Origin of the sequence: Paenibacillus sp. FSL R7-0302 (assembly GCF_038006885.1) — a bacterium.
Lineage (GTDB): Bacteria > Bacillota > Bacilli > Paenibacillales > Paenibacillaceae > Paenibacillus_AQ.
Genome location: NZ_JBBOWB010000001.1, coordinates 2,860,421 through 2,876,014 on the forward strand (window position 1 = coordinate 2,860,421; position 15,594 = coordinate 2,876,014).

The window sequence follows — 15,594 nt, forward strand, 5'->3', positions numbered from 1 at the left end:
ACGCATACATTTTTCTTCAGCCCCGCCTCCCTTTTGAACAAATGTACTGATATTAGTGAGCTGGTTACTGCCGTGTGCTAGGTTCGGAACTAATGTGATATGTGCTGCTTCGTGCTCTACTGCTAATGTTGCTGGCCCAAGAATAGCACGCTGCCAAAAGGAATGTTACTGTACAATTGCAAGATTGCTGTAGCTCAGGTGCACTAGTGCACTACAGTTTCCCGTCTGACCCGCATTCACTGAATTCAGAGGTACTAATGCACTTCATTTACGCTCGCCGCCTACTTTCGCTCAATTCAAGGGTATTAATGCACTCCATTGGCTCATTTGGCTCATATTCGGTAAATTCAGGGGTATTAATGCACTTCATGGCTAGCCTCCAGCCACATTCTGCCCAAGCTATGAAATGTATCTCATGCAGCACGAAAAGCCCGGTTTCCCGGGCTTTTCCAGCAGAAATTTCAAACCATCAAGCGCATCATCCACTCTTCAGCCAGCCGCTCACTCCCCCACCGTTACCGTCATCTTCGCGGATCTGGACTCGCCTGCCGCGTTGAGCAGGACGGCTTCATATTCATAGGTTCCGGGGGTTTTGCCGGAGATTGCCGTGACTGCGGACTGGGCATCCGGGGTATGCGCCTGTAGAGTCTGGGTATCGACCAATTCGCCATTCTCGTACAGCTGGTATTCCGCCGCATTCGTCCCCCACCACATATTCATCGTAACCGAATAGCTGCCGTCTTCGTCCCAGTTATCGCCCGATAACACTGCCTGCCCCGGAGAGGCATCGGTGACCGTTACTGTTAAGGGTGCACTTGTCACCGAACCGTGCGGGTTGCTGAGTTCCAGCGTATAGACATAAGCTCCATTCTGTCTGCCGGTAATATCGATCTGCACCGACTGGGCCGACGGCGACTGGTCTGTCAGAGCGCCTTCTTCGATCATTTCGCCGTTCTCGAAGAGCTTGAAGCGGGTACCGTTATTCCCCCACCAGAGATTCATCGTAATTGTATAATCGCCATCCCGCAGCCCCGTATCATGCCCGTTATTATCCGATAGCTCCGGCATGCCTGGAGCGCCGTCCGCGAGCGGTATACCCAAGGTGACCCATGCCGACAGCGGAATGTTCAACTCCTTCACCAGCCCCGCCACCAGCTCTGAGACCTTAATGGCACCGTTCATCTGCAGATGTGTATTATCCTCAGTGGTACCCGTCCACATGAAGATGGACTTGGTCCCCTCTGTACCCAGCTCCTGAAAATACTCCCAGCTTGCCTGATTCAGATCGATCAGCAGAGTACCCGTCTCCTGCGCCGTTTCCTTCATCGCCTGCACATATGCCGGGAAGCTCTTGTTCAGTACCTCTCCGCTGAAATCCCTACGGTTCACTGGTGTAACCAGTACTGGAATCGCACCTCTCTGCACAGCACCGTTAATGTAATCCTTCAAGTACACCTTGAACTGCTCCGGGGTAAGATAACGTTCCGGCCGGGACGGCGTGGAATCATTATGCGACCACTGCATGAACAGATAATCCCCTTCATGAATACCGAGCAGAATATCATTGAGATATCCGCTGTTCAGAAAGGTTTTGCTGCTTAGGCCGCCGACTGCCCGGTTATCAATACCGATCTTCTCCGGGTCAAAATAACGGCCCAACGTCTCGCCCCACCCCGCCTGCGGACGGTAGCTCTCCGCATAATTGGCCACTGTGGAATCACTCGCCAGATAGAGAGTTGGCTTATCGGCCGCTCCCTGCTCCGGCAGGCGCTCAATTCTCAGCGCATTGATCTTCGGTGTACTGCCGGAGAAGCTGAAGTTAAATACACCATCGATCAGGGCGATATCATACGTCACTTCCTTGAATTCCCCTGCGGGGATGGTGGTGGCCGGCAGCTTGTTCATTTGCTCCACCGTAACACCCGTCTGGGTCACTTCTTGCGCATCCCCGATGGTCATCGTTACACGGTAATTCGCCGGCTTCATCTCCACTACGAAAGAGGTCCCGTTTACACGGGTGAAGTCCTCTGTCAGCGGGTTGCCGGTTCCCCGGTTCTCGTCCTGTACCAGCGCGGTGTCGGCGAACCCGTAGGCGTTCCCTTCCACGTAGGCCCTTTTGGCATCCACCTTCGTATAGCCGTCTGCTGCACTGCCCGAGCCAAAATCAAAGGAATACGCGCTAATATCCCCAGCAGGCTCACGAGTCAGTGAGTCGCGTGCAACAGTCAGCATATTCACCGCATGATTGATCTGCGCCTGCGTGGCCGCTGTCCCGATCAGCGCCTCGGCAGCGTTCAAGGCTCTATGCACCACTGCTGCTGAAGCCTCCGTATACGGTGCCAGATCAATCGCCTTCACCTCCTGATGCAGCGCAATCAATGCCGCCATATCGCCTGCCTCCACCGGAAGCTTCGTACCCTCAATCTTCACGTTGTCGATCTGGGTGGTCCAGTTCAGCGTGCCTCCTCCTCCTTTTCGCGTACCCAGGAACCTTAAGCCCCTGACGTTATTGTCATAGCCCCCCGGACTCAGCGGAATATCGCGGATCGTCTGGGTGACACTCGGGTTAGCGAGACTGGTCAAGGTGAGATCAAGGGTTTTTCCGGTAAAATCAATCTTCAGCTTGACATTCACCCACTGATTCTTAGGAATAGTCGTAGCGGTTCCGCCCCCTGGAATGGCAGTGGTGCCGGTACCATAGTCTGGTGTGTACGGGCCGGTGAAATAATGAATGTTCGTATTCGGGCTTGCCGCTCCAGTCTTGGTGAACAGAGTGAAAATCTGGTTCTCATTCGCATCCTGAAGAGTCAGATGCCCCTCCGACGGGACAGCGCCCACATTGCCGGAATGCCAGTTGAAATCGACTTTCACAATATCGCCGTTCACCGCATCGAAGAGGCGGAATACCTTGGCGCGGTTGCCGGAGCCGGAGCCCGTCACAGACAATACCTTGTTCCCGTTCTCTTCTGTCACCGTGCCCGCCATAGTTCCGGCAGTGCCCGTAGCATTCACCATCGAATATTGTACTGCGGCCGGATCACCCTCGAAGTCCTCCGCATATTGCTGCACCTCCGGCTCTGGCTCCGGCCCGGTAATACCGGGATCAATCACGAACGGGGATATGCTGAGATTCATTTCCTTCACTGCGCCCGCTACCAGACCGGCAATGACCTGCGCGCCATAGGTGCTGAAATGGGTATTATCGCTGACCCCGTTCGGGTACTTCGGATACTCCCCTGGATTAGCATAGAGGAAAAGCTTCTCCGTAGCCGCCAACCCGACAAGGTTATACTCCGAAATGCTGAGCTGGCTCAGATCGATCAGCGGCACGTTCAGCGCAGCCGCTGTTTCTTTTGCCGCCTTCACATATTCCGGAAAGCTTACGTTGAATTCCTGAGTGACCGTATTGAAGTCCCTGCGTCCTACCGGCGTTAACAGAACCGGAGTGGCCCCGCGCTGCTTCGCTCCGTTCACGTAGCGGGTCAAGTACGCTGCATAATCTGCCGGAGAGGCATAACGGTCAGGAATACCCGCGCTGGCATCGTTGTGGCCGAAGGAGATGAAGAAATAATCGCCCGGTCTGATCCGCTGCAGGATACTATCCAGACGGCCATCCACCATGAACGACTTGCTGCTTCTGCCGCCGATGGCATCATTCTGGACCGTTATTCCGCTGCTGAAGTATTTACTGAATTGCTGGCCCCAGCCTTCCTGCGGAGCCTGCATTCCGCTGTAGGACTGCATCGTCGAGTCGCCAGCCATATAGATGGTTGTTCCGCTTCCCGGGACCTTCTGCGGGTATTTCCCGATCTTAATCTCCTGCACATCGGCTGCCGTGCCGGAGAAAATAAACTCTAACTGGCCGTCCACCACCGCAATGTCATAGGAATAGAGCAGTGGTGTGCCGGCATGGATTTGGGTTTGCGCCAGCTTTTGCACAAATTCAGATTTGACCCCTACACTTGAATCTCTGTCTCCGCTGCCCAGCTTGAGCGTCACCTTGTAATTGGCATCCGGCAGGTCCACCGCAAACTTGGTGTTCTCCGGCAGAGAAGCGTGGCCCGCGCCCAGGGTGATTCCGCTTATGCTCTCGAAACCATATCCTGTTCCCTCCGTGTATGGCGTAGCCTGCACAGAAGTTGTTCCGGCTGGTGGCTCTGTACCGAACCCGAAGTGGTAGACCTGCTCCAGCGGTTGCGGCGCACCGGTCAGTGTCAGATTGGCTTTGGGAAAAGCGGTGGCCTCCGTTCCCAGATAGAAGCCCGTATGCGGCGGCTGGTTGTATGCCACATTCTGCCAGGCGATCCCCAGCCGGTACACCGGATCTTGCATAAGTGTCGGAATTCTGTAGGTTGTAGGAATCGTAGTGGTATAGAGTCTGTACTCCGTGCTATCTTCACTGCGCAGCAGCAGCTCCTCGCGCCAATCGCCCAGCAGATCTGCCTGAAGGGCCGGATTGCCTTTGGTATGATTATTGGTCAGTGTACCCGCCGCCCGAAAAATCTCCTTCAGCTGCTTATTCCGGTAATCCCACTTATAAATCAGCGGAATGCCTTGTGCTGTAGTGTTGTTCCAGTCGTGGTCAAACAGCTCCCGCTGGAGATCCCCATCCCACCAGATGGCGAAATTCGCGCTTCGCGGCACTTCATTCTGCTCATAGATCACTTGTCCGTCAGCTGCGTAGCCGCGGGATAACGGGTCCATCTGCCCGTTCACAATCGTGGACGCCCAAGACTCGTAGCCGGGATGCTCCGGATCGATATCTGCGGACATTCCCCGCCCGGTGTCTTTTCCGGTAAATTGCCCCCAGAGAATCTCACCTGTTGCCGCATCGCGCATCTCCAGCCCGTGAGCAGCATCTTTATGCTCATGCACACTGACGACCTGGTACCCTTCCAGGTTCGGATTAAGCTTCCCTGCGTGCATCGCATCTCCATGTCCAAGTCCGGTGCTGTAGAGCAGTGTGCCGTCATCGTCAATCGCCAGCGCACCATACATGATCTCATCCCGGCCGTCACCGTCTGCATCCAGCACACTCAGGTTGTGATTACCCTGTGCTTCATATTGTGCGCCAGCTTCGTTCGTGTCGAAGTTCCAGCGCTTCACCAACGCGCCATTCGTGTAATCGTATGCGGTAAGCGTTGTTCTTGTATAGTAGCCACGGGCCATCACAACGCTTGGCTTCGCGCCGTCCAGGTAAGCAATCCCGGCCAGGAACCGGTCTACACGGTTGCCATATCCGTCTCCCCACGCGCTTACATTGCCTCTTGGCGGATCATAGTCCACGGTGGACACCGCAGCGCCGGTCTGGCCATCGAACAGCGTCAGATATTCCGGCCCGTCCAGGATATATCCGCCGTCATTTCGGTAATCCTTGGTTCCGTCGCCGATGACTGTGCCTTGCCCGTCTTTGGTGCCGTCCGCTGTCTTGACCACGACCTCAGCTTTGCCGTTGCCGTCCAGGTCATACACCATAAGCTGCGTATAATGCGCCCCGGCCCGGATGTTCACGCCCAGGTCAATGCGCCAGAGCTTGGTGCCATCCATTTTGACCGCATCGATGTAGACGTTCCCGGTATAACCGGCTTGTGAATTATCCTTCGAATTGCTGGGGCTCCACAAAAAAACAATCTCATACTCCCCGTCCCCATCCAGATCGCCAACGGAGGCATCCCCGGCATAATAGGAATACGTCCCCCCGTCCTTGGTCCGGCCATCGGCAGGTTTATCCAGCGGAATCGGCAGATAATCGTTATGCCACACCGCCGCCCGCCCGGGCTGCATTTCCTCCTTCCCCGCAACAATCGTAGAAATCTGATATTGCGAGCTGTCCGCACCCGATGTGTCCACATAATTCGTGGAGTTTACAATGGGTGCCGCGTTCACCTTCATCCCGTTCTTATAGACATTGTAAGCGATTTCATCTGAATCCGTATTCAAGTACCTCCAGCTCACAAACACGCCGCCATCCGTCAGAACTGCCACCAAGCCACGTTCCAGATATTCTGCCTGACGGGCGGGATGATTTCCGGTAGAAGCTGCATGTGCCGGTGCGGGCGGGAGAGCAAGCGGTAAGACCAGCAGACAGGATAATAAGAATGTGAGCAATGTTTTCTGAACAGACCTCTTTTTTCTACCCATGGGCTTAACTCCTCCTAGTATTCTAAAATCAATTTAGAAATCAGGGGAAACTTGTGCAGATGCTCTCCTAGTTGTCTTCCAGCTTGAGCTTGAGCGCCCCCGCCTCCTTTCCTGGTAACATTCATATGGAGCGTAACAAATAATAGGGATCCGTTCTGCTCAAAAAAAAGCACTTTCAGCCTAGAATCGACTGTTATAACGGGCACGAAGAGTTCCAATATGTGCATGTGTAGTGCATTTCGTACAACTAAATCGTATAATTTACCGCCTAATATCCGCCTATCTGCATTTCGTACAATTAAACTTTCTTCTATACCTGATTCTACGCCATTCGGGCAGATTTAGTTGTACAGACTACAGTTAGAAGACGAAATCCCTCCTTTTTGCGGTTTTTAATTGTACAGAATACACTTATCAATTCTTCAGTCATACAAATGGTCAAAAAAAGAGCGCAGCGGCCCTCCTTACGAGAGTCACTGCGCTTTTTGATTACTTCATATACAGCTCAACCAGCTTATAACAACGTTCCTTCGTCACTGAGGCCAAGGTAGCCGCGTATTCCAGCCCCTCCATCGTTCCGCCTTTATACTTGGCAGCAGCTTCCTCTGCTGCTTTATCGCGTTCCTTAATCCAGCTTAGCTGCTCATCTTTCAGTTTTGCCATATCAGCCTCGGGAAGCTGCACTTTAAGCTCCTGGTAGATTTCATTCAGCGCCTTGTCCCAGCGCTCATGCTCCTTGGAGGCGGCCTCCTTCATATCAGTCATGACCCCGCTGTCTGACATTGCCTTCAGATCGCCAAGGCCCTCTTCAATCTTATCCAGCTTGTCAAAATACGTCTGCCGCTGCGAATCCCCCGCCGCCGCACTGGCCTTCGGCGTGGCTTCCGGTGCGGTCGTCTGCGCTGGTGCCTGTGCCGTAGCTTCCGGTGCGGGCTCTGCGGTAGCCTCAGCTGCCGGTTCCGGCGTGACCTCGGGTGTAACCTCCGGGCTTGCCGTCGCTGCCTGTCCGGTCTCTGGAGTAGCTGCTGTACCGCCATTTGCCGCCTCGTTATTGCCGCAGCCAGCCATTAACAGACTGGAGATGAGCATGGTAGTCAGAATTGCTTTTCGCATAAGTCCTCATCCTGTCATTGGTTTATAGTCGAGACTCTCTTGCATATCGGCTTTTAAAGCCGTCTTGAGAGTTATTACCTGATTTCACCCGACTGTAATCATTTTTGTGAGAAGCTCGGTGCTGCGGATGGCCGGATATTGCTGCTTGACAGCCCTTTAGGATCGGAGTAGTATTTTGAAATACTTCTACATACAACGAAGCATTATTCATTAAGAGAAAGGCGGTTCACCCATGATTGAAGCATTACGCAAGCTCGGCTTATCCGATCTGGAAGCCCGCTGCTACCTGGCGCTGCACGGCCAGCCCCCCTCCTCGGGCTATGAGGTCGCCAAGCAGGTGTCCGTGTCCCGGTCCAATGTATATGCCGCGCTGCGCAGTCTGGTAGATAAAGGAGTCTGCCGGACAGTCGAAGGCGAGCCGGTTACCTTCGCTGCAATTCCGGTCCGGCAGGTCGTCAAGCTGCTTCAGGCAGAATTTGAGCGCACCGCCCGTCTGCTGGAGAACGTGCTGACCCACCTGCCTGCCGCACCGCCCTTCTTCAGCAACTGGAAGGGAGACGCGCAGGTGGATCTGGCGGTAAAGCGGCTTGCTGCCAATGCCAGCGCAGAGATTCTGGCAGATATCTGGGCGGAGGATCTGCACCGGATAGAAGACACACTGCTTGCCGCCGAAGAACGGGGCATTGCCGTTCACCTGATGGTGATAGGTGACATACCTACAGCGCTGTCGCGTGTCACTGTGCATAGTGTTCCGGCAGGCGGGCCGAAGGCCGCCCGGAACTTCTCGCTCCTGCTGGATAAGGAGACCTCGCTTCTGGGCAGCTTCACCCGCCATTCGCAGGCTTCGGCGCTGGAGAGCAACCATCCGGCTGTGCTGGATGTGCTTCAGACGTCTTATTATCACGATGTCGTGATGATGCGCATAGAGCAGGATTTCGCCCAGGAGCTGGAGGCGCGTTACGGCAAGAATTACTCCTTAATATTCCAGGAACACCCTGAGATGCGCGGGCGAAAGCCGGAGCCCGCATCTGAAACCGATTCTGATCGCTTGGAGGATGACACCCTTTGAATACTTTGAATACACCGGATAGGAATACTCCACGCTCGTCTGTACTGCATAACCGCTCGTTCCTGCGCCTATGGATCGCGCGGATCTTCTCCACCAGTGCCTTCCAGATGCTATCGGTGGCAATTGGCTGGCAGATGTATGCGCTGACCGGCAGCGCCTACCAGCTTGGACTGGTCGGGCTGGCCCAATTCCTGCCCATGCTGCTGCTGACATTGCCTGCCGGACAGACGGCAGACCGCTATGACCGCCGAACCATTGTGTTCCTGTGCCAGCTTACAGAGTGCCTCATCGTGCTGCTGCTCGTCCTCGGAAGCATCGAAGACTGGCTCAGCGCAGTCCACCTGCTGGCAGCCGCAGCAGTCCTTGGCGCGTGCCGTACCTTCGAGAGTCCGGCCTCGGCGGCGCTGGTCCCCGATATCGTGGACCGCGAGCAGTTGCCGAAGGCAGCGGCCTGGTCCGCGTCTGCGATGCAGACGGCGATGATCGTCGGCCCGTCCCTCGGGGGTGTTCTCGTGGTCTGGGGTACGGCTGCCGCTTATATCGCCTCACTTGCCGCGCTGCTGGTATCGACTGTGCTGATTTTCTTCGTCAAGACTGTTCATTTCGTCAAAAAGCTGGACGCAGTCAGCATGGACACCTTCCTCAGCGGCCTGCGGTTTGTCTTCGCCCGCAAGATTATCCTGGGTACAATCTCGCTGGACCTGTTCGCTGTCTTGCTTGGCGGGGCCACGGCACTGCTGCCGATCTTCGCCGAGGATATTCTGAAGACCGGCTCGCTCGGTCTTGGCCTGCTGCGTTCCGCCCCGGCGGTGGGCGCGATCATCGTCTCGCTGATCCTGACCCGCTACTCGGTAGAACGCGCCATCGGCCGGATGCTGTTCGCCTCACTGGTCGTGTTCGCTTTGGCCACGATGCTGTTCGGCATCTCCCACAGCTTCTGGCTGTCCCTGTTCGCGCTCGTTCTGATCGGCGGCTCGGATGTCGTGAGTGTCGTTATCCGCTCGACACTGGTGCAGGTCAACACGCCGCAGGAGATGCAGGGCCGGGTGAACGCAGTGAATTCGTTATTCATCGGCACCTCGAACCAGCTTGGCGAATTCGAGTCTGGCACCATGGCCGGGCTGGTCGGGGCCGTGCCCGCAACAGTGATCGGCGGAGTTGGCACCCTGATTATTACCGTGCTCTGGATGTACCGGTTCTTCCCGGTCCTCCGCACCCAAAAGACGTATACAGCGGAGGAGATCTGAACGGCCATAAGGGGCTGCCAGTTGGCAGCCCCTCTTTAAGTACTTATATGTTTTGCGGTCCAGCAAAGTACCCGAGTAAACTCCGAAGCTTAAACTTCACTTTGTGGGGATTTTTATTAGTACTCTCCCTTAATCACAAAAAATGATCCCCGGATCGTACCGGCCAGCTTCGACTTCTGCCGCGCGAACTTGAACTTGTCCTCCAGCTCCTTCGGAATCTCCATCCCCTCCGAGAGCTTGAATCCGACTGCCCGCTTCTTGGGATCATCCACTGTGTACATCACGTTAAGCGCAAGACCATCCTCATAGAAAACGTAGGCGAACCGGATATTCTCCACCTGGAACTGCGACGTTTGGAGTGGCTTGGCAGCAAACTCAAGGCCCCGCTCCTTGCTCAGAATCCCGTTCACGTAATCCAGCGTCTCCTGGCTTTCACTGGCCGGAACGACTGTGAATTCATGCTTATACTTGTTCATGAAATAACGCGCTTCATTCGCACGCAGTCCTGCCAGCGCCTCAGCAACAGGCGACGACTCCAGACCTTGCACAGACACCTCTTTGAAATCAACTGTATATGCCATAGTTAGTTATCCTCCATTACATTACTTTAGTTTCTGACGACAGGAATCCACATTTCACCATACAGCGAGCGATCCCGGCTGCCCATCTCCACAGCCGCATTCGGCCCTCCTACGTACGCGTATCCTTCTGCTTGCGGCAAGGCTTGTCCGAAGGCCACGCCCGTCACGGTATTGCTTAATTCCTCCGTTGTCGCTCCTTCGCCTGCCACTACGAGGTATTCCCCCTTAGGGAATTGAATCACCCGGGCTTCCTGCGGAATCTGTGCACCTGCGGCTGCCATCACCCCGGCGTAATGCATCATCTTGCCGTTCACCGCTTCGTTCACCACAAACACATAGTTATTCGCCGCAATCCCTTTTAACAAGCCGAGCCTGCCATCTTCACTGACCGCCTGCCAAAAATCCGCTTTCTCCTTATAAATCCCGGCATAATCCGTGTAATCACTCTTCAGCTCGACCCCCAGCCCGATCACCGTAAAGCTGTCTTTCTCTGCAATAGTATACCCTGCCATTGTTATATCCCGCCTTTATTCCTATTTGTGTTCCTCACCTGCTATGTATATGATAACCTTGAATCATGTCAAAAAATGAACCTGTTTAGGAGCCGCCATGAAAAAAGTAGAACGGATCAACATCATCATGCGGTACATTAACAATCGTGCCCATTTTACGCTGACGGAAATCATGCGGGAATTCAATATTTCGCGTTCAACCGCTCAGCGGGATATCCGGGAGATTGAGGCGCTCGGAATGCCGCTGGTCGCTGAGGTGGGCCGGGATGGCGGGTATTCCGTTATGCGCAACTCTATCCTTCCGGTGGTCCGGTTCACGGATAACGAGGTCAAAGCGCTGTTCATTGCATTCATGGCGACCAGAAACGGCCAGCTTCCTTATCTCAGGAGCCGCCAGTCGCTGACGGAGAAATTGCTGGCGCTCATCTCGGAGAATCAGCAGGAGGAGCTTGTTCTACTCAATCAGATCCTGCTGTTTGAGGGCACCCACCCGGGCAATCCTGATCTGCTGGACCTGTCCGATCTCCCCCACCCTATGCTGGACAAGCTGATCCGGCTCCTGCTGGCGGACCGTTATCTGCAAATTACCTGTCAGGAAGAACAGACGAACAAGTCCTATTCTGTGTATCTACTGCGTCTCTATCAGGAGAAAAGCCTGTGGCTCATCGAGTGCTTCGACCTGAACGAGTCCAGAAAACGGATCATCCCGGTTGACCTGCTTACTGATGTCATCCCCTACCCGGAGTCCAAACGACTGAGCGCGAAAAAAATCAAGGAGAAGCTAAGCAAGCAGCAGGTAAAGAACAACCTTGTCCTGGAGCTCGGTCCCCGGGCCATTGCCCAATACCGGAAATATCACCCGTTCAGGGTGGCGCTGTCCTATACTAACCCCTACCAAACTACCGCTATCCTGAAAATGGAAGTCGAGGTGAACCGCACGGAGGAGCTGAAGGAAGTCACAAACTGGCTGTTGTTCCTGGGTGATGACCTTAAGATGAAGGAAATGCCCGATGAAGTTAGAAAAGAGCTGCAAGCGCGAACCGGCCTGTTCCACGCTTAGGAAGCAGACTCGCCTTCCAGCTGCCCAATGTGATCGGTTTTCCGATTACATTTCGCCCGTTCGCCTTCCAGCTGCCCAATGTGATCGGTTTTCCGACTACATTTCGCCCGTTCGCCTTCCAGCTGCCCATTGTGATCGGTTTTCCGATTACACTGCGCCCGTTTGCCTTCTTGCTGCCCAATGTGATCGGTTTTCCGATTATACTTGGCCCAGCTCCTTCTCAACCATACTATCCCATGCCAGTAAAAAGAGCAGCGCCCCCATTACAGGAAGATCGCTGCTATACTTCTACTTCTACTTCTACTTCTACATATACTCTTATCCTCTTGCTTACAGATTAAGCAGCAAACTCAATACCTTCGCACACTCTGCACGCGTCGCATTGGCCTGGGGCTTGAGGAATCCGCCCGGAGTCCCTGTAATGATGCCTAGTGAACCGGCGGCACTCACGGCCTCCTTAGCCCAGCTGTCAATCTTGGCGGCATCGGCAAAAGCTGGCAAGGAACCTGCCGGAGCCTTGCTTCCAGAACGCAGCTCGTAGGCTCTCACAAGCAGCGCCGCCATCTCTTGGCGCGTGACCGGCGCTTCTGCTGCGAACCGGCCGGCCGCATCGCCCTTCACGATTCCGGCTGCAAAAGCAGCCGCGACATCGCCCGCATACCACTTGCTGCTGTCTACGTCAGCGAACGAACTCAGGCCTTCCGCCTTCAGCCCAAGGGCACGGACAAGCATCGTAACGAATTCGGCCCGGGTCACTTCTCTCTTCGGTGCGAAGCGTCCTTCCCGGTCGCCCTCGATAATATGCTTGGCAGCCATCTCTTTAATCACTGAGTAGGCCCAATCCGCCGGACTCACATCTGCAAAGCTCTTGTCATACTCCAGTACAGCATAATTGCCGGATTGCCGTACCTGTGCAGTCAATACGGACTGTTCCCAGGTTCCGCCTGCATATTCAAGCGTTCCATCGTCTGCGGCCGCATAGACACCTGCAAGCATCGGGTTCCCGTTCTCCTGAACCTTCAAGCGAAGCGTAACAGGTTCCGCGAACGAGACCAGCGGAGTCTTCACTCCCTGCTGATTCAGCACAGACAGCCTGAGATTGAACATTTCTCCGGCTGTTCTCAGTTCAGCCTCACTCTTGGTATTAGCCTGAAGTGTCCAGGCCGTCTTCTGCTCTGGGGACCATGGCTCAAGCACGACAGAGATCATCGAGCCCTTCTGCTGCTGTCCTGCCAACGCTTGAAGCTGCTCAACAACCTTGCCTGGAATCTCTACAGCCACCGTCTTGCCTTCCACCTTCAGGCCGGCTATTCCCTTAAGAGCCGCGGCGTCAGCGGGTATTCTTACTTCGCTCTGACCCTCAGCCAGTGGGATCACAATCTGGTTCTGTGCATTCACCTTCGGCTCAGTTACAGTCAGAATCTCCGGCTGCGGCGTGGCTGGCGGTGTAGCTGACGCTTGAGCTGTTGCCAGCGGTGCTGTCCAGCCTGAACCGGAGTCCGTTCCTGGTGCCGTAGTCGGGCTTGGTGCCGGGCTGGCTGCCGGACTTGGTACAGGATTCTCTTCCGGGCTTGTTCCCGGTTCCGTTACCGGAGGTGTCACCGGCTCTGTTACCGGGGGTGTTACAGGCTCCGTTACTGGAGGTGTTACTGGTTCACTCGGTTCACCTGGTTCACCAGGAACCTCAGGTGTAGTTGTGCTATTGCGCACGAAGGTCACCTCTTGCAGATAGCCGTAATGATTATCCGAGTCCGTGATGACCTTGAAGCCCAGCGATGCGCTGCCGTCTTCCCCGATGTGCACATGCTTTAGCGTCAGAGTCCGGGGCTTCAGCCAGGCGCTGCCTGAATAGGTAACAGGCACCGAATACGTCTGTCCCTCGGAGATCACATACATTACCGAACCGGGAGAAGGTTCACCCTTGTCCCCGAAGATTTTGGCCTGGAGGGTATAGGTTCCGGGCGCAAGTCCGGTCATTTCATGAGTAAGGTTGAAGTTAATCGGCTTGTCATCCCCGTAATCGAAGCCGCCTGAAGCATTGCTGTCACCGAAGGTAGCAGGCTTGGAACCGCTCAGATACCAGTCGGACTTAGCGCCGTTGACCGTTAGATGATCGGTGCTGACGGCTCCGGCTTTTTTGACCAGCTTGAAGTCATCAATATTCCCCCACTTGTCTCCCGCAGATTTCAGATTAGCGCCTAGTGTCAGCGTTCCATCTGTAACCTCAACGGTATCGATGGTTGGATTACTCCATTGCTGCCAGCCTGTGTTGACGAACTGCTGCTTCTGATTGCCCGCAAAAATCTCAGCGGTCTCTTCCCCGCCGTTACCCGAGACCCATGCGGATAGCTGATAGGTTCCATTCTCTAGTCCTGTGACCGTCTGGGAGATTTGGAATTCCGCAGCCCCTGAGCTCCAGTAGTGCAGTGCAGCCGAACCGGAATGGGCATCCGACTCCACATTGACCGCCGCGCTGTCGCCGCTTACGGTCCAGCCGTTCAGCCCGTCCTCGAAGCCGGGATTCTGAATGAAGCTTGTGCTTGGCGAGACTGTAATCTCCGTTGAATCTGTAAATCCGCCGTCATACGTAACCGCTGTTACTGTAGAGGTGCCCGCAGATAGCCCGGAGATCGTTCCTTTATACTTGTCTACCTTGACAATGGCTTCATCAGAGCTGGTGAAGATTAGCCCCTTATAGGTTGCATTCCCCGGGCTGATCGTTGCCTTGACGCTGCCGGTTCCGCCTACTTCTAGGATAGCGGTCTGCTTCTCTACTTTTACCGACTGAACTGGTACCCGGTTGATTGCCGAAGCACCGTCAATAAAAGCATCCATCGCGAAGGAAGGCGTTCCGTCCGGTTTCCAGGCAGACAGCCCATAACCGAAGTAGACGCCCTCGGGTGCCCAATAGAACACACCTGTTCCCTGGCCTCCAGGTACAGCCTTCACGCCATCCTGCACAGCAACTAGCATGTTGTATACATTATCCACATTCTTGCTCACATCGCCGCCAACCTCAACGACCATGACTTCTTTGCCATATTTTGCAGCCAAAAGGTTCATATTGGAGGACAATTCATTAATCGAAGAAGTGAAGATCGAATCCGGGTAATACGATAACCCGATGATGTCATAATCGCTGTCCGTAAGCCCCGCTTCGACCAGACCTGCATAGAACGGATCTACACCGGTGTCTGCCCCGTTGGCTCTGTGAATAATGATTTTGGTCTCAGGAAAAACAGCCTTGGCCGCATGTGATCCCGCCTGAATCAATTGCACCAGATTCGCCGTATTACTATAGCTGCCCAGCGGGTGCATCATCCCGTTATTAATCTCATTGCCAATCTGCACCCATTCGGGGGTTACCCCCGCGTCCTTCAGCGCCTGCATGACCTCTGTGGTGTACTCTGAGACATGTGCTTTGAGCTGCTCCAGATTATCGCTCTCCCAGGCTGCCGGAGTAACCTGCTTCCCGGGATCGGCCCAGGAATCACTGTAGTGCAGATCGACCATTACCCTGAATCCGAGAGCGCTTACACGGGAGGCCAGCATAACCATCTCTTCGGTGCTGTTATGCCCGTTGATCGGATCATCGGATGGATGGACGAAAGCCCGGAGACGGATCGAATCGATTCCGTGATCCTTCAGAATCTGGAGCAGGTCCTCTTCGTCTCCCTGATCGTTATAGAATTTGTAGCCCTCAGCCTCCATTTGCGGCAGCCAGCTGACATCTGCGCCCTTGGCGAAGGATTGCGGAATAGGAACCGCTCCAGCTTGTGCCGGTAATCCAAGTGCAGTCAGCGACATGATTAGCATTGTAAAAGTAAGAACCGCCGCAAGCCATCTTGTTCTCTGTTTCAAAATATTACCT

9 protein-coding genes are annotated in these 15,594 nt (G+C 54.6%); 3 read left to right on the top strand and 6 right to left on the bottom strand.

Annotated elements, in window-relative coordinates; translation table 11 throughout:
• Positions 1–501 precede the first annotated feature (501 nt).
• Entirely contained in the window at positions 502–6,141 is a 5,640-nt protein-coding gene (locus MKY96_RS12525; protein WP_340940767.1) for a rhamnogalacturonan lyase family protein, read from the bottom strand.
• 489 nt (positions 6,142–6,630) lie between these two features.
• Positions 6,631–7,254 (bottom strand): lysozyme inhibitor LprI family protein, encoded by a 624-nt coding sequence (locus MKY96_RS12530; RefSeq protein WP_340940768.1) that lies wholly within the window; start codon positions 7,252–7,254, stop codon positions 6,631–6,633.
• A gap of 232 nt (positions 7,255–7,486) precedes the next feature.
• Between MKY96_RS12530 and MKY96_RS12535 the strand changes: the two genes are divergently transcribed.
• Both MKY96_RS12535 and MKY96_RS12540 read left to right on the top strand, forming a co-directional pair.
• Positions 7,487–8,323 (top strand): TrmB family transcriptional regulator, encoded by an 837-nt coding sequence (locus MKY96_RS12535; RefSeq protein ID WP_340940770.1) that lies wholly within the window; start codon positions 7,487–7,489, stop codon positions 8,321–8,323.
• A complete protein-coding gene (locus MKY96_RS12540; protein WP_340940772.1) occupies positions 8,320–9,570 on the top strand; it encodes an MFS transporter in 1,251 nt (416 codons plus the stop codon). The genes MKY96_RS12535 and MKY96_RS12540 overlap by 4 nt, the downstream gene beginning before the upstream one ends.
• A gap of 116 nt (positions 9,571–9,686) precedes the next feature.
• Here MKY96_RS12540 and MKY96_RS12545 read toward each other — a convergent pair whose 3' ends face one another.
• Both MKY96_RS12545 and MKY96_RS12550 read right to left on the bottom strand, forming a co-directional pair.
• Entirely contained in the window at positions 9,687–10,151 is a 465-nt protein-coding gene (locus tag MKY96_RS12545; RefSeq protein ID WP_340940773.1) for a phage tail protein, read from the bottom strand.
• Positions 10,152–10,177: 26 nt separating this feature from the next.
• Entirely contained in the window at positions 10,178–10,663 is a 486-nt protein-coding gene (locus MKY96_RS12550) for a GyrI-like domain-containing protein (RefSeq protein WP_340940774.1), read from the bottom strand.
• Positions 10,664–10,760: 97 nt separating this feature from the next.
• Between MKY96_RS12550 and MKY96_RS12555 the strand changes: the two genes are divergently transcribed.
• Positions 10,761–11,723 carry a helix-turn-helix transcriptional regulator gene (locus MKY96_RS12555; protein ID WP_340940775.1) on the top strand — a complete coding sequence of 321 codons (963 nt, stop codon included), beginning with the start codon at positions 10,761–10,763 and terminating at the stop codon, positions 11,721–11,723.
• Here the strand turns inward: MKY96_RS12555 and MKY96_RS12560 are convergent.
• A complete protein-coding gene (locus tag MKY96_RS12560; RefSeq protein ID WP_340940776.1) occupies positions 11,680–11,904 on the bottom strand; it encodes a hypothetical protein in 225 nt (74 codons plus the stop codon). The two genes, MKY96_RS12555 and MKY96_RS12560, sit on opposite strands and share 44 nt — an antisense overlap.
• Before the next feature lie 149 nt (positions 11,905–12,053).
• The gene (locus MKY96_RS12565) at positions 12,054–15,584 is read right to left on the bottom strand and encodes a glycosyl hydrolase 53 family protein (protein WP_340940777.1); all 3,531 of its coding nucleotides are present in this window, start codon (positions 15,582–15,584) and stop codon (positions 12,054–12,056) included.
• Positions 15,585–15,594 lie beyond the last annotated feature (10 nt).

What these genes read in the sequence shown, in the direction of transcription:
- MKY96_RS12525 (WP_340940767.1), bottom strand. Translation starts at nt 6,141, where the DNA reads ATGGGTAGAAAAAAGAGGTCTGTTCAGAAAACATTGCTCACATTCTTA.
- MKY96_RS12530 (WP_340940768.1), bottom strand. Translation starts at nt 7,254, where the DNA reads ATGCGAAAAGCAATTCTGACTACCATGCTCATCTCCAGTCTGTTAATG.
- MKY96_RS12535 (WP_340940770.1), top strand. Translation starts at nt 7,487, where the DNA reads ATGATTGAAGCATTACGCAAGCTCGGCTTATCCGATCTGGAAGCCCGC.
- MKY96_RS12545 (WP_340940773.1), bottom strand. Translation starts at nt 10,151, where the DNA reads ATGGCATATACAGTTGATTTCAAAGAGGTGTCTGTGCAAGGTCTGGAG.
- MKY96_RS12550 (WP_340940774.1), bottom strand. Translation starts at nt 10,663, where the DNA reads ATGGCAGGGTATACTATTGCAGAGAAAGACAGCTTTACGGTGATCGGG.
- MKY96_RS12555 (WP_340940775.1), top strand. Translation starts at nt 10,761, where the DNA reads ATGAAAAAAGTAGAACGGATCAACATCATCATGCGGTACATTAACAAT.